Origin of the sequence: Burkholderia sp. BCC0419, from assembly GCF_902830285.1 — a bacterium.
In the GTDB taxonomy this organism is placed as follows: Bacteria; Pseudomonadota; Gammaproteobacteria; order Burkholderiales; family Burkholderiaceae; genus Burkholderia.
This window is the reverse complement of sequence record NZ_CADESR010000003.1, coordinates 38,058-58,170: the sequence shown is the minus strand read 5'-3', so window position 1 is coordinate 58,170 and position 20,113 is coordinate 38,058. Positions and strand designations below refer to the sequence as shown.

Genomic DNA, 20,113 nt, shown 5'->3' with positions numbered 1-20,113 from the left:
TGATCAAGGTTTCATTTCGCTTCGACAAGTTCAGCGATTTTCTGTCGGCGGAAGTGATGCTTGTGACGAAGGTCGTTTCGATCCGCGACACGTCGTCGTGAATCGAAGCAATGCGCGTGGCCGGCCTCTGCTGACACTACTGCAACGCGCGCACTCGCACACCGCAGTCCGATCGGCGCGCCGTGCGTCAGAACACGCACGCCTCGGTCGTCGTCAGCACCGCAAACGGCCCGCCAAGCGTCGCATTATGATGCGCGACGATCCGCTCGGCCGGCAGCGCGAGCGTATCCATGCAGGTATGCGCATCGGCAACGAGTACCGCGCGAAAGCCGAGATCGCCGGCCGCACGGCACGTCGTATCGACGCAGTATTGCGTCTTCATCCCCGCAATCACGATCTCGCCGATACCGGCCGCACGCAACCACTCGGCGAGCCGCGTGCCCGCGAAGCAGCTCGGCCGTGTCTTGTCGAACACGATGTCGCGTGCCGTATCAATCGCAAGCTCCGGCAGCAGCGCGGCGAGCGGCGCGTCGGGCGCGATCGGCGAGCCGGTCGGCCCGGTGTGACGCACGGCGAACACCGGCGCACCGCTGTCATGCGCGCGGCGAATCAGCCGGTTGATGTTGGCCAGCACGCGTTCGCCGTCATGCGGACGATCGGGGCAGTGGAACAGCCCGACCTGCATGTCGATCACGAGCAGCGCTCGTTTCGGGGAAGGGGCTTCGGACATTGCGTTTCTCCTGAGCGGCCGATGCAGACGGAGAAACGACGAGACCCCGTCCGGAACCGGCGGGGTCTGTGGGAATCGGTGACGCTACGATCTTGCGCGCACTCGCCGCACGGGCCCGCCGAAGGCGGTCGTGCGCGTGGTCGTCGAAAGGGTGATCGTGGCGTTGTGCATTGATCGATGATGCCCGATGCGCACGCGCGACGTCAATGCGTGCTTCACGCACCGCGCATCCCCCACCGCTCAGTCCAACGCCTTCCCGGCCTTCTCGTCCATGCAACGAATCGCGAGCAGCGTAAACACGCCACACCCGATCGCATACCACGCAGGCGCGTTCGGATTCCCGGTCGCCGCGATCAGCCACGTGACGAAGAATTGCGCGAAGCCGCCGAAGATCGCGACGCCCACGCTGTAGACGAGCGCACCGCCGGTCGCACGCACCGCACGCGGAAACAACTCGCCGAGCATCGCGCCCGTCGCACCGATGTTGATCGCATGCACGATCGACAGCGCGGCGATGATCGATAGCAGCGACGCGGCGCCCGGCCAGCGGTTCAGCGCGATGAACGCCGGGTAGATCGCGACCATCAGCACGATGCGCGTCCACCAGGTGATCCGGTTGCGCCCGTACACGTCGGACAGATGGCCGCCGATCGGCGTCACGAGCATCAGGATCGCGCCGGCGACGCAGCCGGCCGTCATCGCCAGCCAGCTCGGCAGGTGTAGCACCTGCACGCCGTAGATCGCCATGTAGAACACGATGATGTAGTGGATCGACGTGCCGCCGATCGTGACGCCGAGGCCCGCGAACACGGCCTTGCCGTGATGGCGCAGCACGTCGGCGAGCGGCAGCGATGCGACCGGCTCGTCGTGCGCGGCGGCGGGCGAGGGCGCCGCCGCCGGGACTTCCTCGACGGTGCGGCGCAGCCAGTAGCCGATCGGCACGAACAGCGTGCCGATGATGAACGGCACGCGCCAGCCCCAGCTTTCGAGTTGCGCGGCGGTCAGCGTCGACGTCAACGCGACACCGGTGAGCGCGCCCGCGAGCGCGGCGAGCCCCTGGCTCGAGAACTGGAACGACGCATAGAAACCGCGACGATGCTGCGGCGCCTGTTCGAGCAGCAGCGTCGTCGATGCGCCGACTTCGCCGCCCGACGCGAACCCCTGCAGCAGCCGTGCGAACACGAGCAGCAGCGGCGCGGCGATGCCGATCTGCGCGAAGGTCGGCGCGACCGCGATCGTCGCGGTGCCGAGCGCCATCAGCAGCAGCGTGAGGATCATCGCCTTCTTGCGGCCGGCGCGGTCCGCATACATGCCGATCACGAGCCCGCCGAGCGGACGCGTGACGAAGCCGACGCCGAAGCTCGCGACCGCGAGCATCAGTTGCCCGAACGGCGAATGCACGGGAAAGAACAGCTTGCCGATCAGGAGCGCGAAGAAGCTGTAGACCGTGAAGTCGTAGAACTCGAGCGCGTTGCCGACGGCGGCGGCCGCGATCAGCCGGCGTTTCTTCGCGGCGGCGCGGGCATCGACCGGCGTGCCGGCGAACGAAAGGGCGGGCGTTTCCATGGGGTTCCCTTGCTTTAAGCGAGGAACTGCGTGATGAAGGGCCGTCAGGCCGCGAGCCAGGCTTCGGCGACGCGCACCCAGTAACTCGCGCCGATCGCGAGGATGTCGTCGTTGAAGTCGTAGCCGGGGTTGTGCACCATGCAGCCGCCCTTGCTGCCGATCCCGTTGCCGATGAACGCGTAGCAGCCGGGGCGCGCTTCGAGCATGAACGCGAAATCCTCGCTGCCCATCAGCGGCGCGGTCTCGGTTTCGACGCGTTCCGCGCCGAGCATCCGGCGCGCGATGTCGGCCGCGAACGCGGTCGGTTCCGCGTGATTGACGAGCACCGGGTAGCCGTAGTCGTAGTCGACTTCCGCGGTGACGCCGAAGCTTTCCGCCTGGCCCTTCACGAGCGCTTCGATGCGGCGCGCGAGCAGTGCGCGCACGTCGGCGTTCAGTGCGCGCACCGACAGTTTCATCACGACGGTTTCGGGAATGATGTTGAAGGTCTCGCCGGCCTGCACGCTGCCGACCGTGATCACGGCCGCATGCTGCGCGTCGACCTCGCGCGCGACGATCGTCTGCAGCGCGACCATGATGCTGCCCGCGGCCGACATCGGGTCGCGCGCGAAATGCGGCATCGCGCCGTGGCCGCCGACGCCGCGCAGCGTGATCGTCACGCGGTCGGCCGACGCCATCGCGGCGCCGGTGCGGAACGCCATGTCGCCGGCTGCGCGGCCCGGCATGTTGTGGATCGCGAAGATCGCGTCGCACGGGAAACGGTCGAACAGGCCGTCGTCCATCATCGCCTTCGCGCCGCCGAAGTTTTCCTCGGCGGGCTGGAAGATCAGGTTCAGCGTGCCGGAGAACTGGCGCGTCGCTGCGAGATGGCGCGCCGCGCACAGCAGCATCGCGGTGTGGCCGTCGTGGCCGCATGCATGCATCTTGTTCGCGTGACGGCTTGCATACGGCAGGCCCGTGGTTTCCGCGAGCGGCAGCGCGTCCATGTCGGCACGCAGCCCGACCGTGCGCGTGCCTTGCCCTTCGCGCAGCACGCCGACCACGCCCGTCTTGCCGATACCGCGATGCACTTCGTAGCCCCAGCCGGTGAGCAGCTCGGCGACGAGATCGCTCGTGAGCGTCTCTTCGAATGCGAGTTCGGGATGGGCGTGGATGCGGCGGCGCACTTCGACGAGCTCGGGGGCGATCGCGGCGATGCCTGGGATGACGGGGTTCACGGCTTGCAGCATGGTGACTCCTGTGGGGCCGGTGGGGCGTTTGACGCGCATATGACGACCAAGCATATAAATTTCTTTTGCGTACCAGAAGCTGCTAAATTGCTTTGGTGCACACCGTCGGTTGTCGCTCGGGAATACCCTGAGCCATTGCGCAGCGGGGCGCACAGGGTTTCCACGGATCACGCATTGCCCCATGAAATACCATCAGCTGAAAGCGTTCGTCACCGCCGCGGAAGAAGGGAGCATTCGCGCGGCCGCGCGGCGCCTGAACGTGTCGCCGGCTGCGCTCACGAAGGCGGTCAAGGAGCTGGAGATCGCGCTCGGCGTATCGCTCGTCGTGCGCACCGCGCGCGGCGTGCAGCTCACCGCGTTCGGCCAGCAACTGCAGGTGCGCGCGCGGCTGATCGTCGCCGAAATGCAGCGTGCCCGCGATGACATCGAGCAGGCACAGGGCGCGATGACGGGCTCGGTCGCGGCGGCAATCACGCCGGCGGCGGCGGTGACGATCCTGCCCGATGCGTTTCGCGCGTTCCGGCGCCGCTTTCCGGTAGCACGCGTCAATCTGGTCGAAGGGTTTCCGGGCGTCGCGCTGCCGCGCCTGCACGACGGTTCGCTCGATTTCGCGGTGGCCGTCGTCGTGCCCGAACTGCTGGCGGCCGAGTTCGATCATGCGGAGCTCTATGCGAGCCGTTCGCTGATCGTCGCGCGCAAAGGGCATCCGCTCGCGTCGGCCACGTCGCTCGCCGATCTCGTCGAGGCCGACTGGCTGATGAATCCGTCCCCGGAAAGCTCCACGCAGGTGCTGTTCAACTCGTTCGTCGCGCACGGGCTGCCGGTGCCGGCGCGCGTCGTCGAATGCCCGAGCTTCGGTCTCGCGCACAGCCTGATGACCGGTTGCGACCTGATCGCATCGATGCCCGAGCAATTGCTGCAAGGCGAGTGGGCGCGCGACCAGCTCGCGGTGCTGCCGATCCGCGAGCGCTTGCCGGGCGTATCGGTGCAGGTCGTCACGCGCCGCGACAGCCCGCTGACGCCGGCCGCGTCGATGCTGCTCGATTGCCTGCGCGATTCCGCGCGACGCAAGGGGCTGCGGTGAAAGGGCGCCTCGCATGGATCGTGTAGTGATCCTGACGATTGCGGGATCGGCACGCGCTGGCCGCGTGCCGTTCCGGCGCACGTCGCGCGAGCCGGTATCATAGCGGCCGGCCCGCCGCTTCGGCCGGCCTCCAACCCCATCGCCATTCGGCATCCAGCAATCAGAGGCATCACATGACCAGTGCAACCCAATTCGACAACGTATCGGTCGTCAAGCGCGCGAACGTCTATTTCGACGGCAAGTGCGTGTCGCATACCGTGCTCTTCCCGGACGGCACGCGCAAGACGCTCGGCGTGATCCTGCCGTGCGCGCTCAACTTCGGCACGGATGCGCCCGAATTGATGGAAGTGCAGGCCGGCAAGTGCCGCGTGAAGCTCGACGGCAGCAGCGAATGGCAGACCTACGGCGCCGGCGAATCGTTCTCGGTGCCGGGCAAGAGCCGCTTCGACATCGAAGTGCTCGAGACGCTCGATTACGTCTGCAGCTACCTGTAACGCGCTTCCCGCGCAGCAAAGAAAAAGCCCCGCCGAAGCGGGGCTGGTCGCAAGCGGATGGCGCAAGGCCATCCGAAGCGCCTGTTCTCGTTACATCGTTACAGGCAGGCGTTGATGTCGCCGGCGGACGCTGCGTCGCCGCGCACGCCGACCCACGTCTTCGCACCCGGCTTCCACGACGGACGAACCATCGCGGCGGCGCCGTTCGGCGGCTGCTGGCCCGGTGCGTACACGTCGGTCGCGAGGCCGTTGGCCAGCACGTTCTGCGAGATCACCTGTTGTTGCGACTTGTCGGCCCAGGTCTTGGCGATGCACGCCGAGACCTCGGGCGCGTCTTTCTGGCTTTGTCCCACGTTCTGCACAGCAGGATCGGCGGCATGAGCAGAAATTGCCACGGTCAATGCGATGAGCGGTAAGTATTTCACGTTCACGTTATCTCCCTCGAGTCGTGATTGATTGAGTGGGATGCGCAGCAGTGCTGCGTACAAGTGAGATTCCATCGGACGAGCACGGTTCCGGTCATTCCGAAACAAGTTGTTAACGTGCTTGCCAAACGGCGGCTCGGATGCTGCAGCATGTTGCTGCGGCGCGGCATGCGTCGCGTACGGCTCGACGTCATGCGTGGCGCGGTCAGTGCGCTGCCCGGTCGTGGTGTGGTGAGGTGACGGCCGCGGCGGGCGGCATGTGTGTGCATGCCGCGCCGCGACTCTTTATCTGATGACGAAGTGGAATGGCTGATGGATGGCCCCGTCGCATGAGCACCATGATGACAAACTTTCGTCGGCCGAATTGTTAACCAACTTTAAACGGGGAAGGCGGCGGGGACGCGACGCGGCGCGCGACGGGCGCGCGGCATCGCGCAGCGAGGCGAGGCGGGGAAGCGGTGCGCGGCCGGGCGCCGCGCACGCGTGCTGTGTCAGCCCGCCTTGCGCGAACCGACGTCGCGCAGGTTGGCCGGGACGACCGGACGGAAGCGCTCGCGTTTCTGTTCGTCGTCGAAGTGCTGGAGCGCCGGCTTGATCAGGTCGCTGCGCGACACGATGCCCGTGATGCGCAGCGATTGCTCGTCGGCGACCACCGGCAGGCGCTCGAGGCCGAGCATCGCGAGGCGCGACGCGACGATGCGGCAGGTTTCATGCGCCAGCGCGACGGTCGGTGCGTGGTTGGCGAACGCGGCCGAGATCGGCGTGTCGGCGCCGGCCTGTGCGCGCTGCGCGTCGAGCGTCGCACGATCGACGAGGCCGAGCAGGCGGCCGTTCTGCACGACCGGGTACGCGCGGTGCGTCTGCTTCACGCCGAAGTATTGCGTCTCGACGGTATCGAGCGTGGCTGCACCGTCGATCGCGACGAGCCGGTCGGCCGAGGTCATCACTTCGCCGATGTCGTGCCGCTCGAGCGGATCGACGCCGTATTCGCGATAGATGTGATAGCCGCGGCGCGCGATCTTTTCCGTCATGATCGAGCGCTTCATCACGATGGTCGCGAAGCCGTGCGCGACGAGCGTCGCCGCGAGCAGCGGCAGCAGCGCATTGGCGTCGTGGGTGAAGCCGAAGGCGAACACGATCGCGGTGAGCGGGGCGCCGAGCGTCGCGCCCAGCGTCGCGGCCATGCACACGAGCGGCCACGGCACCGGATCGCCGCCCGGCAGTACCGGCGACAGCACGGTGCCGAGGCCGGCGCCGAGCATCAGCAGCGGGGCGAGCACCCCGCCCGAGGTGCCCGAGCCGAGCGCGATCACCCACATCACGGCTTTCACGATCAGCAGCGCGAGCGCGACCTTCAGCGCGATGTGCTGGTGCAGCAGGTCGCCGATCACGTCGTAGCCGACGCCGAGCGCGCGCGGTTCGAGCCAGCCGCCGACGCCGATCACGATCGCGCCGAGCGCGGGCCACCACATCCAGTGCACGGGCAGCTTCGCGAAGGTGTCCTCGACGCGGTAGAGCGCCGCCGACAGGCCGCACGCGAGCATGCCCGACAGCAGGCCCGCGACGATGCACGACAGCAGCGCGACGGGCGTCGGCGCGGCGGTCGTCAGAGGAAACAGCGGATCGACGCCGAAGAACACCGCGCGTGCGAAGCCTGCCACCGCGCACGCGAGCGCGACCGGCAGGAAACTGCGCGGACGCCATTCGAACAGCAGCAGCTCGACCGCGAGCAGCACGGCGGCCACCGGCGTGCCGAACACGGCCGTCATGCGGGCGGCCGCCCCGGCGACGAGCAGCGTCTTGCGCTCGGCGGCGGTCACGTGCACGCATTGCGCGATCAGCGAGCCGAGCGCGCCGCCCGTCATGATGATCGGGCCTTCGGCGCCGAACGGGCCGCCGCTGCCGATCACGACGCCGGACGACAGCGGCTTGAGGATCGCGACCTTCGGCGACATGCGGCTCTTGCCGAACAGGATCGCCTCGATCGCTTCAGGAATGCCGTGGCCGCGGATCTTCTCCGAACCGAAACGCGCCATCAGGCCGACGATCAGCCCGCCGATCACCGGGACCGCGATCACCCATGCGCCGAGCGTGTTGTTCGCGGGCGAATGGTCGGCGAACGAGAACTGCCGGAAGAAGAACAGGTTCGTGAACAGGTGAATCAGGCTCAACAGCACGAATGCGGCAAGCGTGCTGAGCAGGCCGATCCCGGCGGCAAGCAACGCGATCCTGGGCAGGCGTTCGTTGGTCGAGAAATCGCGTTTGTGTGGTGCGTTCATCGGCGTGGCAAGGGTCAGTAATCGATCTCGGGAACCTGGAACGCGCCCTTGAGCGACTTCAACTCGGCGCGATGCATGGCCGCGAGGCGGGCGAGCAGCGTTTCGCCGGCCTGTTCGAGGTGAACTTCGACCTGGCGGCGGTCGGCTTCGCTCGGCTTGCGCTTCACGAGCCCGAGCGCTTCGCAGCGCGTCACCAGCGCCACGACACCGTGATGCTGCGCCTGCAGGCGTTCCGCGAGCTCGCCAATGGTCGCCCATTCGCGATGCGGATAGCCCTTGATGTGCAGCAGCAGCAGGTATTGCAGCGGCGTCACGCCTTCGCTTTGCGCGGCGCGTTCGGAGAAGCGCTCGAAGCGGCGCATCTGGTAGCGGAACTCGGACAGTTGCTGGAAATCGCTTTTCGCGAGCGCGCGTCGGGTATCGTTCATCGAGGTCGGTCGGGCAGTCGGTTACGGTGGCGGCAAATATATCACAACATGATATAAATGACCGAAATCGGGCAGCTTGATCGCGTTCCGCGTTCCACAGGCGGTTACGTCGCGTGATGCGCGCTACGCGGCCTCGAGCATTTTGGTCTGCTGATAAAGGCCTGTGACGAGATCCGTCTGCGTAATGATGCCGACGAGCCGGCGCGCCGCATCGACGACCGGAATATGGTGGTGGCCCGAATGCGTGAACAGCGGCACGAGCGCCGTGATCGGCATCGTTTCCGGCACCGATGCGACGTCGCGCGTCATCACGGACGCGACGCTCGCGGGTTGGCCGCCGAACGATTGTGGCAACCGGGCGGACAGGCGCTGCCACAGCGGAGTCGGACGGCGCAACCGGCGCGTGAGGTCGGCGCGCGTGACGATGCCGCTCAGGCGGCCTTCGCCGTCGACCACGGGCAGCGCCTTCACGCGGTGACGGTCGAGCAGCGCGAGCGCGGCCGCGACCGACGTCGATGGCGCGACCTCGATCGCATGCTTCGTCATCAGGTCCGCGCACTTCAACTGGCCGAACGTGCGCGTATAAGCCTGCATTTCGGTTTCGCGCAGCAGCGCTTCGAGATCGTCCGGATCGACGTCGAGCCATTCGCTGCGGCGCTTCAGCACCGCGTCGAGGTCGCTGCGCGTGAAGCCGCCGCGCGCCGGTGCGGCGCCGCCGGCCTGTGGTTTTGCTTCGGGACGCACGCCGCCGTGCGGGTAGCGGTGCCCGGTCAGCGCGTGGTAGACGAGCGCGGCCGACAGCAGGATCGCCGATTGCAGCGCGATCGGCTGCAGGACGAAGCCGAAGCCGAGCGAATGGATCGCCGGGCCGCCGACCACGGCCGTGAGCGCGACGGCGCCCGACGGCGGGTGCACGCAGCGCAGCGCGAACATGCCGCCGATCGCGCAGGCGATCGCGACCGCGGCGGCCGTGATCGGATCGGCGATCCATTGCGCGCACGCGACGCCGACCGTCGCCGCGACGAGATTGCCGCCGATGATCGACCACGGCTGCGCGAGCGGGCTCGCCGGCACCGCGAACAGCAGCACGGCCGACGCGCCCATCGGCGCGACGAGCAGCGGCACGAGGCCCGGCACGCCGGGCAGCAGCCGCATCGTGACGCCGACCATCGCAATGCCCACGAGCGCGCCGGTGCACGAGCGCAGGCGCTCGCGCCAGCCGAGTGTCATCGGATGGGGAATGAAGCTGTGCAGCCATTGCCGCAACGTGCGGCGCGACGGGGAGGAGCCTGACGACATGGGCGGTAAGCGGTAAAGATGCAACGCCGGGGCGCGGCGACAAGCGCGGAATTATATCGCGTTGTGATATAAATTGTCGGGCTGCCTCAGGCCGTTGCAGACGCGCGACGTGCAAGTCTTGCAAAATCCTTTCATCGGATGAGAGCTTGCACGCGCGTAACCGCGCAAATTTGTCTGCAGCGGCGTACAATTCGGCGCAGTCAATTCCCCCCCGTCATGCCAGAACCCCGTCCGCGATGCCCGCTCTCCCGCCTTCTCCCCGGCACGGTGATCGATTCGACGTGGTTCGCGGCCGCGTTCCGTTGCCCCTCTGACGCGAGCGCCGCCGACGCCTCCCCACTGACTCTCCCCAAGCCAATTCAATGGACATGCTCGAAAACATGCGCCTGTTCGTGCGCGTCGTCGAAGCCGGCAGTTTTACTGCGGTCGCGAAGGAAATCGACGCGACCACCGCGCAGGTGTCGCGCGCGGTCTCGAACCTCGAAGCCCACGTACAGACGCGCCTGCTGCATCGCACGACCCGCCACCTCGGCCTGACCGAAAGCGGCGAGCGCTATTTCGAGCGCGCGAAATCGATCCTCGCGGAACTCGACTACGCGAACGCGGAGGCGCGCAACGCGCTGCTGCGGCCGAGCGGCAAGATGCGCATTCATGCAATGACGGGGCTCGGGCAGAGCCATGTCGTGTCGTCGATCGTGCGCTACCAGGCGGACAACCCCGACGTGTCGGTCGAGCTGACGCTGGCGCAGCGGATGCCGAATCTGGTCGAAGAGGGCTACGACGTGTCGATCGTGACAGCGTCGCAGTTGCCCGATTCCGGCTATGTCGCGCAGACCTGCGGCACGAGCTGCAGCGTGCTCGTCGCGTCGCGCGAATACCTGGCGCGGCACGGCACGCCGCAGACGCCCGACGAACTGCCGAACCACGTGTGCCTGCGCCTCGACACGCCCGCGTCGCCGGCCGGCGAATGGCGGCTCGAGCGCAGCGACGGCGAGGAGACCGTCTACGCGCTGCAGCCGGCGCCGTTCCAGGTCAACGTGCCGGACGCGCTGTGCGTCGCGGTGCGTGCGGGGCGCGGGATCGCATGCGTGGCGCTGTATACCGTGCTCGACGATATCCGCGCAGGGCGCCTGATCCGTGTGCTGCCCGAGTACCGGCTGCAGACGGTGAGCGTCTATGCCGTCTACGCGACGCGCCGCTATCTCGATGCGAAGATCCGCACCTTCCTCGATCACCTGCGCACGACGCTCACGCCGGCGCTGGAGAACGATCTGCGCGAACTCGACCGGCTGACGACGGAGCACATGCCGGGCGGCCGCCAGCCTGCGTGACGGCGCTTGCGTGCCGCGCGACGTTCATGCGGCCGGCGCGATGCGGATCCGCTCGAAGCGGCCCGCGAGCCATACGTACGCCGCAATGCCGATCAGCCCGTGCGCGGCGACGAACCACAATGCGCCGGCGAACGAACCCGTGCTGGCGACGAAGTAGCCGATCACGAGCGGCGTGACGATCCCGGCGATGTTGCCGAGACCGTTGAAGACGCCGCCGCTCAGCCCGACCATGCCTTCCGGCGCCGTGTCGGCGAGCACGGCCCAACCGACCGCCGCGAGCCCCTTGCCGAAGAACGCGATCGTCATCAGCGCGATCACGACCGCGTTCGACGATGCGCCGTTCGCGAGCACGAGCAGCGTCGCCATCGCCATCCCCGCGACGAACGGCGTCTTGCGCGCTCTCGACGGATGCATGCCGCGCCGGATCAGCCAGTCCGACAGCACGCCGCCGAGCACGCCGCCCGTGAAGCCGCAGATCGCCGGCAGCGCGGCGACCCAGCCGGCTTCCATGATCGTCATCCCGCGCCCCTTGATCAGGTAGATCGGGAACCACGTGATGAAGAAGTAGGTGAGGGCCGTGATGCAGTACTGGCCGATGTAGATCGCCCACAGGTTCCGGTGGCGGAACAGTTGCGACACGTCGTGCCACGACGCGCGCGGCCGCTCGCGCACGCGGTTCGCCTCGAGATCGACGAGCGCGCCGTGGGCGCGCAGGTAGTCGCGCTCCGCGTCGGTCACGCGCGGATGGCCGTGCGGCTCGCGATACCACGCGAACCACAGCACGGCGAGCGCGATGCCGAGCAGCCCCATCCACAGAAATACGTGTTCCCAGCCGAGCGCATGCGTGAGCCACGCCATTGCCGGCGTAAACAGCACGACGGCCATGTATTGCGCGGAATTGAACAGCGCCGATGCGGTGCCGCGTTCGGCGGTCGGGAACCAGCATGCGACGATCCGCGAATTGGCCGGAAACGCCGGCGATTCGACGAGGCCGAGCATGAAGCGCATCACGAACAGCGCGAGCGTCGCGGCCGCGCCTTGCACGGCGAACCCGCCGACCGTGCCCTGCAGCATCGTGAATACCGACCACAGCAACAGGCTCAGGCCGTACACGCGTCGCGCGCCGAAGCGGTCGAGCAGCCAGCCGCCCGGAATCTGGCCGATCGCATAGGCCCACGCGAACGCCGAAAAGACGATGCCGAGCTGCACGGGCGTGAGCCCGAGGTCGTGCGCGACGCCGGTGCCGGCGATCGACATCGTCGCGCGATCCGCATAGTTGACGACGGTGACCGCGAAAATCAGCGCGAGGACCGCATAGCGGACGCGGCCGATCGTGCGCGACGCGGCGGGCGATGCGGCGACGGCAGCGCCGCTGGATCGATTGGACATGCGTGTCTCCTGGCCTCCGTCGTGCGGAGGCATCCGGTGTTGTAACGGGACGGGCGGTGCCGCGCTCAGCGCGTGACGCTGGTCGGCGGGCGTTGGCCCGCGAAGCACGCGGCGAGGTTCGCGAGCACGAGGCGGCCCATTGCCTCGCGCGTTTCGTGCGTGGCGCTCGCGCGGTGCGGCTGCACGACGACGCGATCGAGTTCGAGCAGCGCGGCCGGTACGTGCGGTTCGTTCGCGAACACGTCGAGACCGGCGCCGGCGATCGTGCCGTCGGCCAGCGCGCGCACCAGCGCGGCTTCGTCGACCAGCTTGCCGCGTGCGACATTGATCAGGAATCCTTTGGGGCCGAGCGCGGCGAGCACGTCAGCCGTCACGAGTACGTTGCCGTGATCGGCCGGGGCCGCGATCACGAGCACGTCGCTGTCGCGCGCGAGCGCGGCGAGGTCGGGCACGAAGCGATAGCCGCTGTCGCGATGCTCGCGCGGGCCGAAGTAACTGACGGGCATCCGGAACGCCTGCGCGCGCTGCGCGATCGCGCGTCCGACGCGGCCGAGCCCGACGATGCCGAGCCGCTTGCCCGTGACCTGCGTCGCGAGCGGCTGGGCCGTTTTGCCCCAGCGGCCGGCGCGCACGATCCGCTCGCCGGCGCCGAGGTCGCGCAGCGTCATCAGGATCAGCCCCAGCGCCATGTCGGCGACGTCGTCGGTCAGCACGTCCGGGGTCGTCGTCACGTGGATGCCGCGCGCTCGGGCGCGGTCGAGATCGACCGCATCGGTGCCGATGCCGTTGATCGCGACGATTTCGAGCGCGCCGAGCCGGTCCATCAGCGCGGCGGACAGGCCGTTCGCGCCGCCGGTCACGACACCGCGAATGCGCGGCGCCACGCGATCGAGCAGCGCGTCCGGTTGCTCGGCCGCGTACAGCCGGTGCACGGTGTAACGGGCGGACAGTTCGGCGTCGATGGTGTCGGGGAGCGGCTGGGTCAGCAGGATGTCGATGGTCATGAAGGTCTCGGTCGGCGTGCGTGGCGCGGGCCGCGCATCGGGTGGAACCGAGTATAGAAATCGCATCGATATCGGTCTAACATCAAAAGACTATCGATTGATTCAAGATTTGAATGATTGAACTGCACCAGCTTCGCTGCTTCGTCGCGGTTGCCGAAGAACTGCATTTCGGCCGTGCGGCCAGGCGGCTCTTCATGACCCAGCCGCCGCTCAGCCGGCAAATCCAGTTGCTCGAGCACGCGCTCGGCATCGCGCTGCTCGAGCGCAGCAGCCGGCAGGTCAGCCTGACCGCCGCGGGCGAGCGCTTCCTGCGCGACGCGCGGCACATCCTCGAATTTTCCGCGCGGGCCGAGCAGGCCGCGCAGCGCGTCGCGCATGGCGGGGCCGGGCGCATCACGCTCGGTTTCACGGCCGTCAGTGCGTACCGGATGATTCCGGTGCTGCTCGCGCACGCCGCGCATGCGTTGCCGGACGTCGACGTCGAATTGCGCGAGATGGTGTCGACCGTGCAGATCGACGCGCTCGCGTCGCGGATGCTCGACGCGGGTTTCGTGCGCCAGCGCGCCGCGCGCCAGCCGCTCGAATACCGGCTCGTGCAGCGCGAACCGATGCTCGTCGCGGTCGCGGAAGGCGCGCCGCTGGCGGCCTACGAGCAGATCGGCCCCGACGAGCTCGACCGGCAGCCGTTCATCGCGTATTCGCCGAACGAGGGCAAGTATTTCCACGACATGATCTCGGGGATGTTCGCGGGCGCCGGGCGGCTGCCGAACTACCTGCACTACGTCGGCCAGACGCATACGATCCTCGGTCTCGTGCGCGCGGGGCTCGGCGCGGCGCTGGTGCCGGCGTCGGCGCGCGAGCTTCATGTGGACGGCGTGGTGTTCCGGCCGCTGGCGGGCGTCAACGTGGCGGCCGAGTTGTATCTCGCATGGCGCGCGGACAACGACAATCCGGCGCTGCCGGTGTTCAACGCGATGGTCGAGCGGTTTCTGACCGAAAGCACGGACGACACGGGCGTTTAGGGGGCTGGCCGCCATGTTTGCGCGCGGCCATTCGGCGCGCTGCGTGTGGGGCAGCAACTGGCCGCATCCGAATGCATCGCCGTTGGCTGACGACGCGCGCCGGCTCGGCTGGCTGCACGATTGCACGGCCGACGATGCGGTTGCCCGTGCGATCCTGGTCGACAACGCGGCTGCGCTCTATGGATTTCATGCGGACACGCGGCGCGAAACCGCCACGTAACGCGCGGTCGATCCGGAAGCATCTTGCGATTGCGGCCGGGTAGCGGCGGCGTGAAGCGAAGGAAGGGGAAGGGACTTGAAGACGTGCGCGCGGCCCGGCGGCGAGAATCCGCCGGGCCGCGCGCATCGGGACGTCAGTGAGTGATCGACAGGAACAGATAAGCGGCGAACAGCGCCAGATGCACGACGCCGTGCAGCACCGTCGTGCGCCCCTGGCTCAGCGTGAGCGTGCTGACCAGTAGCGTGAGCGCGAGCAGGACCGTTTCCATCGCGCCGATCCCGAGCGTGAGCGGCTGGCCGACCCAGATGAACACGGCCGCGACGGTCGGGATCGTGAGCCCGATGCTCGCGAGCGCCGAACCGAGCGCGAGGTTCATGCTGGTCTGCAGGCGGTTCGCACGCGCGGCGGTGACGGCCGCGAGCCCTTCCGGCAGCAGCACGAGCGCGGCGATCACGATACCGACCGCGGCTTCGGGCGCGCCGAGCTTCAGCACCGCATGCTCGACGGCCGGCGACAGCAGCTTCGCGAGCAGCACGACCGCGACGAGGCTCGCGAACAGCAGCACCATGCTGATGACCGCAGTGCGATTGGTCGGCGCGGCCGCATGCACCGCTTCGTCCGCGCTGTCGTGCGCGGCGAGGAAGTAGTCGCGGTGGCGCACGGTCTGCACGAACACGAATGCGCCGTACAGCACCAGCGACGCGACGCCGGCGAACGCGAGCTGCGATTTCGAGAAGAACGGGCCCGGCGCGGCGCTCAGGTAGTTCGGCATCACGAGCGACAGCACCGACAGCGACGCGAGCACCGCGAGCGCCTTGCTCGCGCCGCGCCCCTGGAAGTCCTGCTCGCCGTGCTTCCATGCACCGACCAGCAGGCAGATGCCGACGATGCCGTTACAGATGATCATCACGGCGGCGAACACGGTGTCGCGGGCGAGGCCCGATTTCTCGGGGCCCGCGCCGAGCATCACCGACACGATCAGCGCGACTTCGATGACGGTCACGGCGACCGCGAGCACGAGCGTGCCGAACGGTTCGCCGACGCGGTGCGCGACGACTTCCGCATGGTGGACGGCGGCGAACACGGCGCCGGCGAGCGCGGCGGCGAACACCGCGATGACGAGGCCTTCGGCCGGCACGACGCGCGACAGCGCGAGTACCAGCCACGCGGCAAGCGGGGCCCAGAGGGTCCAGCGCGGGAGCTGGTTGGACGAGAGCGGCATGAGGGTTTCCTTATGCGAGTGGCGGCGCGCGACGCGCCGTCACGGGTTGACGAAGCCCGGCCGTACTATCCGCCGAACGAGGACGATGAAACTGAAGAGGGGCAGCACGCAACGGCGCTGCCCTGGGTTCGCTGCCGCGAGGCGGCGAGGGGCGCGGGCGGGCCGAAGCCCGTCGCGGGATGAAACGGTTCGATGCGGTTGCCCGCGGACGGCGAGACAAGCACGCGGGGCGATGCGCAGGCCGGAGACTCGATTCGACCCCGAAAGGGGCCGATGGACGGCGGTGACGACGCGACACGCGTTTCCCCCTGGAATCCGGCAATTTGTCGAATTTTATCAGGCGTTCGGGGGTCACTATCTCATATTCGAACCATTACGTTGACCTTTCGGTTTACAAAAAGTGCCCCGGCCTTTCGATTTTTTTGTCGTTGCAGCTTCCGTAACGGTCTCTTGCACGACACATTCGGGCTCGCCCTGACATAAATCTACCGACCGGTCGGTTTATAATCGTTCGCACTTCCACTTCATGACGGGTCGCAAGCGATGGCTGTTTCCTCTGCACATTCGGTGAACTCGGGCGCGCTGGCGCCGTCGGCCGTCGTCGGCGTGATCGGCGCCGGCGCGATGGGCGCGGGCATTGCGCAGGTCGCGGCGGCGGCCGGCCATGCGGTGCTGCTGTACGACCTGAACGAAGCAGCCTGCGACAAGGCGCTGGCCGGCATCCGCGCGCAGTTCGCGCGGCTGGCGGAGAAGGGCCGGCTCGAACCGGCGCAGGCCGACGCGGCCGGCAACCGGATCCGCGCGGTGCGCGCGCTGGCCGATTTCGCGGGCGCGGCGTTGATCGTCGAGGCGGCGGCCGAACGGCTCGACGTGAAGCGCGAGATCTTCGCGACCCTCGAACGTCATGTCGACGACGCATGCGTGCTGGCGACCAACACGTCGTCGATCTCGATCACGTCGATCGCGGCCGGGCTGCGCGTGCCGCAGCGCGTCGCCGGCCTGCATTTCTTCAATCCGGCGCCGCTGATGGCGCTCGTCGAGGTGGTCAGCGGGCTCGCGACCGCGCCCGAGGTCGCCCGGATGCTTCATGCAACCGCCGCCGCGTGGGGCAAGCAACCGGTGATGGCGAAATCGACGCCGGGCTTCATCGTGAACCGCGTCGCGCGGCCGTATTACGCGGAGGCGCTGCGCGTGCTGAACGAGCAGGGCGCCGCGCCGGCATCGATCGATGCCGTGATGCGCGAGGCCGGCGGGTTCCGGATGGGGCCGTTCGAGCTGATGGACCTGATCGGCCATGACGTGAACTTCGCGGTGACCGAGTCGGTGTTCCGCGCGTACTTCAACGATCCGCGCTATACGCCGTCGCTGATCCAGCAGGAACTCGTGAACGCGGGCTTCCTCGGGCGCAAGTCCGGGCGCGGCTTCTATTCGTATGCGGACGGCGCGACGCCGCCCGCCCCCGATCTCGAAGCGCCGCGCGCCGCGCCGGCCGACGTCGTGCTGTTTGCACAGGACGGCCCGGCCGCCGCGCTGCACGCACGCTTCGCCGAACGTATCGAAGGTGTCCGGCACGCCGGCGCGCAGCCGGACGACCTGCTCGCCACGGCCGGCCGCGCGTCGATCGCGCTGACCGACGGCCGGACGGCCAGCGTGCGCGCCGCGCAAACGGGCGTGGCGGATCTCGTGCTCGTCGATCTCGCGCGCGATTACGCGCAGGCCGGACTCGTCGCGCTGACGCGCGCGCTCCAGTGCAGCGACGCGGCGTATGCCGATGCGGTCGGCCTGTTCCAGCAGGCGGGCTTTCGCGTCGTCGGCGTCGCGGACGTGCCGGGGATGGTCGCGATGCGCACCGTCGCGATGCTCGCGAACGAAGCGGCCGATACGGTCAACCAGGGCGTGTGCTCGCCGGCCGATCTCGATCTCGCGATGGAGAAGGGCGTGAACTACCCGTGCGGCCCGCTCGCGTGGGCCGATGCGATCGGCATCGGCCGCGTGCATCGCGTGCTGTCGAACCTGGCGGCGAGCTACGGCGAGGACCGCTATCGCGTGTCGCCGCGCCTCGCCGCGCTGCATGCGGCCGGCCGCACGTTCCGGTCATGACCGCCTTGTCACCTCGAACACGACAACGACATCACTCCATTGGAGGAGCCCCCCGATGACTCACCCGACGCATCCCGCCGCCGCTATCGAGCCGATCGAGACCGCCAGCCGCGACGAACTGCAGGCGCTGCAGCTCGAGCGCCTGAAGTGGTCGCTGCGCCACGCGTACGACAACGTCCCGCACTATCGGCGCACGTTCGATGCGGCGGGCGTGCATCCGGACGACCTGAAGTCGCTCGCCGATCTCGCGATATTCCCGTTCTCGACCAAGCACGACCTGCGCGACAACTATCCGTTCGGCCTCTTCGCGGTGCCGCGCGAACAGGTCGTGCGTGTGCACGCATCGAGTGGCACGACCGGCAAGCCGACGGTGGTCGGCTACACGGCGCGCGACATCGACACGTGGGCGAACGTGACCGCCCGCTCGATCCGTGCGGCCGGCGGCCGTCCGGGCGATACGCTGCACAACGCGTTCGGCTACGGCCTCTTCACCGGCGGTCTCGGGATTCACTACGGTGCGGAGCGGCTCGGCTGCATGGTCGTGCCGATGTCCGGCGGGCAGACCGAGAAGCAGGTGCAGCTGATTCGCGATTTCGAGCCGAAGATCATCCTCGTCACGCCGTCGTACATGCTGAACCTGATCGACGAGATGGTGCGGCAGGGGATGGACCCGGCCGAATCGTCGCTGAAGATCGGCATCTTCGGCGCCGAGCCGTGGACGCAGGCGCTGCGCGACGAAGTGGAGACGCGCGTGGGCATCGACGCGCTCGACATCTACGGGCTGTCGGAAGTGATGGGCCCGGGCGTCGCGTGCGAATGCGTCGAGACGAAGGACGGCCCGGTGATCTGGGAAGATCATTTCTACCCGGAGATCATCGACCCCGTCACCGGCGAAGTGCTGCCCGACGGCAGCGAGGGCGAGCTCGTGTTCACGTCGCTGACGAAGGAGGCGATGCCGGTGATCCGCTACCGCACGCGCGACCTCACCGCGCTGCTGCCTCCGACCGCGCGTGCGATGCGCCGTCTCGCGAAGATCACGGGCCGCTCCGACGACATGCTGATCGTGCGCGGCGTGAACGTGTTCCCGAGCCAGATCGAGGAGATCGTCGTCGCGCTGCCGCAGTTGTCGGGGCAGTTCCAGATCACGCTGTCGCGCGACGGCCACATGGACCGGCTCGACCTTGCGGTCGAGTTGCGCTCCGAAGCGGCGGCGTCCGTCACCGACGGCGATCGCGCGGCACTCGCGCGCGAGCTGCAGCACCGGATCAAGACGATGGTCGGCGTGTCGTCCGGCGTGACGGTGCTGTCGGCCGGCGGCATCCCCGCGACCGCGACCGGCAAGGCACGCCGCGTGATCGATCGCCGCCAGGCCGCCTGATTTCGATGCGTGCCGTTCTACCCGAGGAAACCTGTTCGATGGATGGATTGAAGACCCTGGCCGTCACGGTCGATGCGCGCGGCATCGTGACCGTCGCGCTGCAGCGCGGCGACGTGCTGAACGCGTTCGACGAGACGATGATCGCGGAGCTCACCGACGCGTTCACGACGCTCGGCCGGCGCGACGACGTGCGCGCGATCGTGCTGCGTTCGGACGGTCGCGCATTTTGCGCGGGCGCCGACCTGCAGTGGATGCAGCGCGCGAGCGCGAACGATGCGGCCGCGAACCTGCGCGACGCCGAGCGGTTCGCCGCGATGATGCGCGCGATCCGGCAATGCCCGAAACCGACGGTCGCACGCGTGCAGGGCCACGCGTTCGGCGGCGGCGTGGGCCTGTGCGCGGCCTGCGACATCGTGATTGCCAGCGACCACGCGCGCTTTTCGGTCAGCGAGGCGCGTTTCGGCATCCTGCCGGCCGTGATCGGCCCGTATCTGGTCGAGGCGGTCGGTCAGCGCCAGGCGCGCCGGCTCGCGCTGACCGCGACGCAGCTCGCGGCCGCCGAAGCCGTCGCGATCGGCCTGATCCACCAGGCCGTGCCGCTCGATGCGCTCGACGACACGCTCGACCAGACGCTTGCCGAACTCGGTCGCAACGGCCCGCACGCGCTGATGGAGATCAAGCGCTTTTTCGACGCGATCGGCGAGTATCCGCCGTCTGACGAACGCGCGGCGTTCACTGCACAGACGATCTCCCGCGTACGGGCGACGCCGGAAGCGAAGGAAGGCTTCGCGGCCTTCTTCGCGAAGCGGCCGCCGGCCTGGGAGGCGGCCGCCGAGTAAGGCTGCATGGCAAAGATCGAAGGCGATCGACGGCGAAACCGGGCCGGCCGCATTTTGCGTCTCGGGCGCGAGCG

At 68.3% G+C, this 20,113-nt stretch carries 19 protein-coding genes; 9 read left to right on the top strand and 10 right to left on the bottom strand.

Annotated elements, in window-relative coordinates; translation table 11 throughout:
- Nucleotides 1-187 precede the first annotated feature (187 nt).
- From HWW87_RS18550 to HWW87_RS18540, 3 genes are all read right to left on the bottom strand, one after another.
- Complete coding sequence (locus HWW87_RS18550; RefSeq protein ID WP_175821561.1) at nt 188-730, bottom strand: cysteine hydrolase family protein; 543 nt, start codon at nt 728-730, stop codon at nt 188-190.
- A gap of 240 nt (nt 731-970) precedes the next feature.
- On the bottom strand, nt 971-2,296 hold the full coding sequence (locus HWW87_RS18545; protein WP_175821560.1) for an MFS transporter: 1,326 nt from the start codon (nt 2,294-2,296) through the stop codon (nt 971-973).
- A gap of 44 nt (nt 2,297-2,340) precedes the next feature.
- Nucleotides 2,341-3,525: a M20 aminoacylase family protein gene (locus HWW87_RS18540; protein WP_175821559.1), complete on the bottom strand. Its 1,185-nt coding sequence runs from the start codon at nt 3,523-3,525 to the stop codon at nt 2,341-2,343.
- A 181-nt stretch (nt 3,526-3,706) separates the two neighbouring features.
- Here HWW87_RS18540 and HWW87_RS18535 point away from each other — a divergent pair, with 181 nt between their 5' ends.
- Both HWW87_RS18535 and HWW87_RS18530 read left to right on the top strand, forming a co-directional pair.
- Nucleotides 3,707-4,609: a LysR substrate-binding domain-containing protein gene (locus HWW87_RS18535; RefSeq protein WP_175821558.1), complete on the top strand. Its 903-nt coding sequence runs from the start codon at nt 3,707-3,709 to the stop codon at nt 4,607-4,609.
- Between the two features lie 173 nt (nt 4,610-4,782).
- Nucleotides 4,783-5,103 carry a pyrimidine/purine nucleoside phosphorylase gene (locus HWW87_RS18530; RefSeq protein ID WP_006478890.1) on the top strand — a complete coding sequence of 107 codons (321 nt, stop codon included), beginning with the start codon at nt 4,783-4,785 and terminating at the stop codon, nt 5,101-5,103.
- 98 nt (nt 5,104-5,201) lie between these two features.
- Here the strand turns inward: HWW87_RS18530 and HWW87_RS18525 are convergent, their stop codons facing one another.
- The 4 genes from HWW87_RS18525 to HWW87_RS18510 all read right to left on the bottom strand — a co-directional run bounded on the left by HWW87_RS18525 (nt 5,202) and on the right by HWW87_RS18510 (nt 9,534).
- Complete coding sequence (locus tag HWW87_RS18525) at nt 5,202-5,534, bottom strand: hypothetical protein (protein ID WP_174387649.1); 333 nt, start codon at nt 5,532-5,534, stop codon at nt 5,202-5,204.
- 485 nt (nt 5,535-6,019) lie between these two features.
- Nucleotides 6,020-7,807, bottom strand: a complete 1,788-nt coding sequence (locus tag HWW87_RS18520; RefSeq protein ID WP_175821557.1) for a chloride channel protein — start codon at nt 7,805-7,807, stop codon at nt 6,020-6,022.
- 14 nt (nt 7,808-7,821) lie between these two features.
- Nucleotides 7,822-8,235 carry a helix-turn-helix domain-containing protein gene (locus tag HWW87_RS18515; RefSeq protein ID WP_174432836.1) on the bottom strand — a complete coding sequence of 138 codons (414 nt, stop codon included), beginning with the start codon at nt 8,233-8,235 and terminating at the stop codon, nt 7,822-7,824.
- A 123-nt stretch (nt 8,236-8,358) separates the two neighbouring features.
- Complete coding sequence (locus HWW87_RS18510) at nt 8,359-9,534, bottom strand: HPP family protein (protein WP_175821556.1); 1,176 nt, start codon at nt 9,532-9,534, stop codon at nt 8,359-8,361.
- A gap of 362 nt (nt 9,535-9,896) precedes the next feature.
- Between HWW87_RS18510 and HWW87_RS18505 the strand changes: the two genes are divergently transcribed.
- A complete protein-coding gene (locus tag HWW87_RS18505; RefSeq protein WP_174432838.1) occupies nt 9,897-10,865 on the top strand; it encodes a LysR family transcriptional regulator in 969 nt (322 codons plus the stop codon).
- A 24-nt stretch (nt 10,866-10,889) separates the two neighbouring features.
- Here HWW87_RS18505 and HWW87_RS18500 read toward each other — a convergent pair whose 3' ends face one another.
- Together HWW87_RS18500 and HWW87_RS18495 are read right to left on the bottom strand one after the other, a co-directional pair.
- A complete protein-coding gene (locus HWW87_RS18500) occupies nt 10,890-12,254 on the bottom strand; it encodes an MFS transporter (protein WP_175821555.1) in 1,365 nt (454 codons plus the stop codon).
- Between the two features lie 65 nt (nt 12,255-12,319).
- A complete protein-coding gene (locus HWW87_RS18495; RefSeq protein WP_175821554.1) occupies nt 12,320-13,258 on the bottom strand; it encodes a 2-hydroxyacid dehydrogenase in 939 nt (312 codons plus the stop codon).
- Between HWW87_RS18495 and HWW87_RS37430 the strand changes: the two genes are divergently transcribed.
- The 3 genes from HWW87_RS37430 to HWW87_RS18485 are packed head-to-tail and all read left to right on the top strand — an operon-like array spanning nt 13,257 to nt 14,500.
- The gene (locus HWW87_RS37430) at nt 13,257-13,379 is read left to right on the top strand and encodes a hypothetical protein (protein WP_279608027.1); all 123 of its coding nucleotides are present in this window, start codon (nt 13,257-13,259) and stop codon (nt 13,377-13,379) included. The two genes, HWW87_RS18495 and HWW87_RS37430, sit on opposite strands and share 2 nt — an antisense overlap.
- Nucleotides 13,372-14,280, top strand: coding sequence for a LysR substrate-binding domain-containing protein (locus tag HWW87_RS18490; RefSeq protein ID WP_175821553.1), 909 nt, complete (start codon nt 13,372-13,374; stop codon nt 14,278-14,280). Before HWW87_RS37430 ends, HWW87_RS18490 begins: the two co-directional genes overlap by 8 nt.
- Before the next feature lie 13 nt (nt 14,281-14,293).
- Nucleotides 14,294-14,500 (top strand): amidohydrolase family protein, encoded by a 207-nt coding sequence (locus HWW87_RS18485; RefSeq protein WP_244107302.1) that lies wholly within the window; start codon nt 14,294-14,296, stop codon nt 14,498-14,500.
- 133 nt (nt 14,501-14,633) lie between these two features.
- Here HWW87_RS18485 and HWW87_RS18480 read toward each other — a convergent pair whose 3' ends face one another.
- A complete protein-coding gene (locus HWW87_RS18480; RefSeq protein ID WP_174433486.1) occupies nt 14,634-15,722 on the bottom strand; it encodes an ionic transporter y4hA in 1,089 nt (362 codons plus the stop codon).
- A 543-nt stretch (nt 15,723-16,265) separates the two neighbouring features.
- On the opposite strand from HWW87_RS18480, the gene HWW87_RS18475 reads away from it, so the two are divergent.
- Genes HWW87_RS18475 through HWW87_RS18465 form a run of 3 tightly spaced genes read left to right on the top strand, consistent with a single transcriptional unit; the run spans nt 16,266 to nt 20,039 of the window.
- Nucleotides 16,266-17,822: a 3-hydroxyacyl-CoA dehydrogenase gene (locus HWW87_RS18475; RefSeq protein ID WP_175821552.1), complete on the top strand. Its 1,557-nt coding sequence runs from the start codon at nt 16,266-16,268 to the stop codon at nt 17,820-17,822.
- Nucleotides 17,823-17,877: 55 nt separating this feature from the next.
- Nucleotides 17,878-19,200: a phenylacetate--CoA ligase PaaK gene (gene paaK, locus HWW87_RS18470; RefSeq protein WP_175821551.1), complete on the top strand. Its 1,323-nt coding sequence runs from the start codon at nt 17,878-17,880 to the stop codon at nt 19,198-19,200.
- Nucleotides 19,201-19,238: 38 nt separating this feature from the next.
- The gene (locus tag HWW87_RS18465; RefSeq protein WP_175821550.1) at nt 19,239-20,039 is read left to right on the top strand and encodes an enoyl-CoA hydratase-related protein; all 801 of its coding nucleotides are present in this window, start codon (nt 19,239-19,241) and stop codon (nt 20,037-20,039) included.
- Nucleotides 20,040-20,113 lie beyond the last annotated feature (74 nt).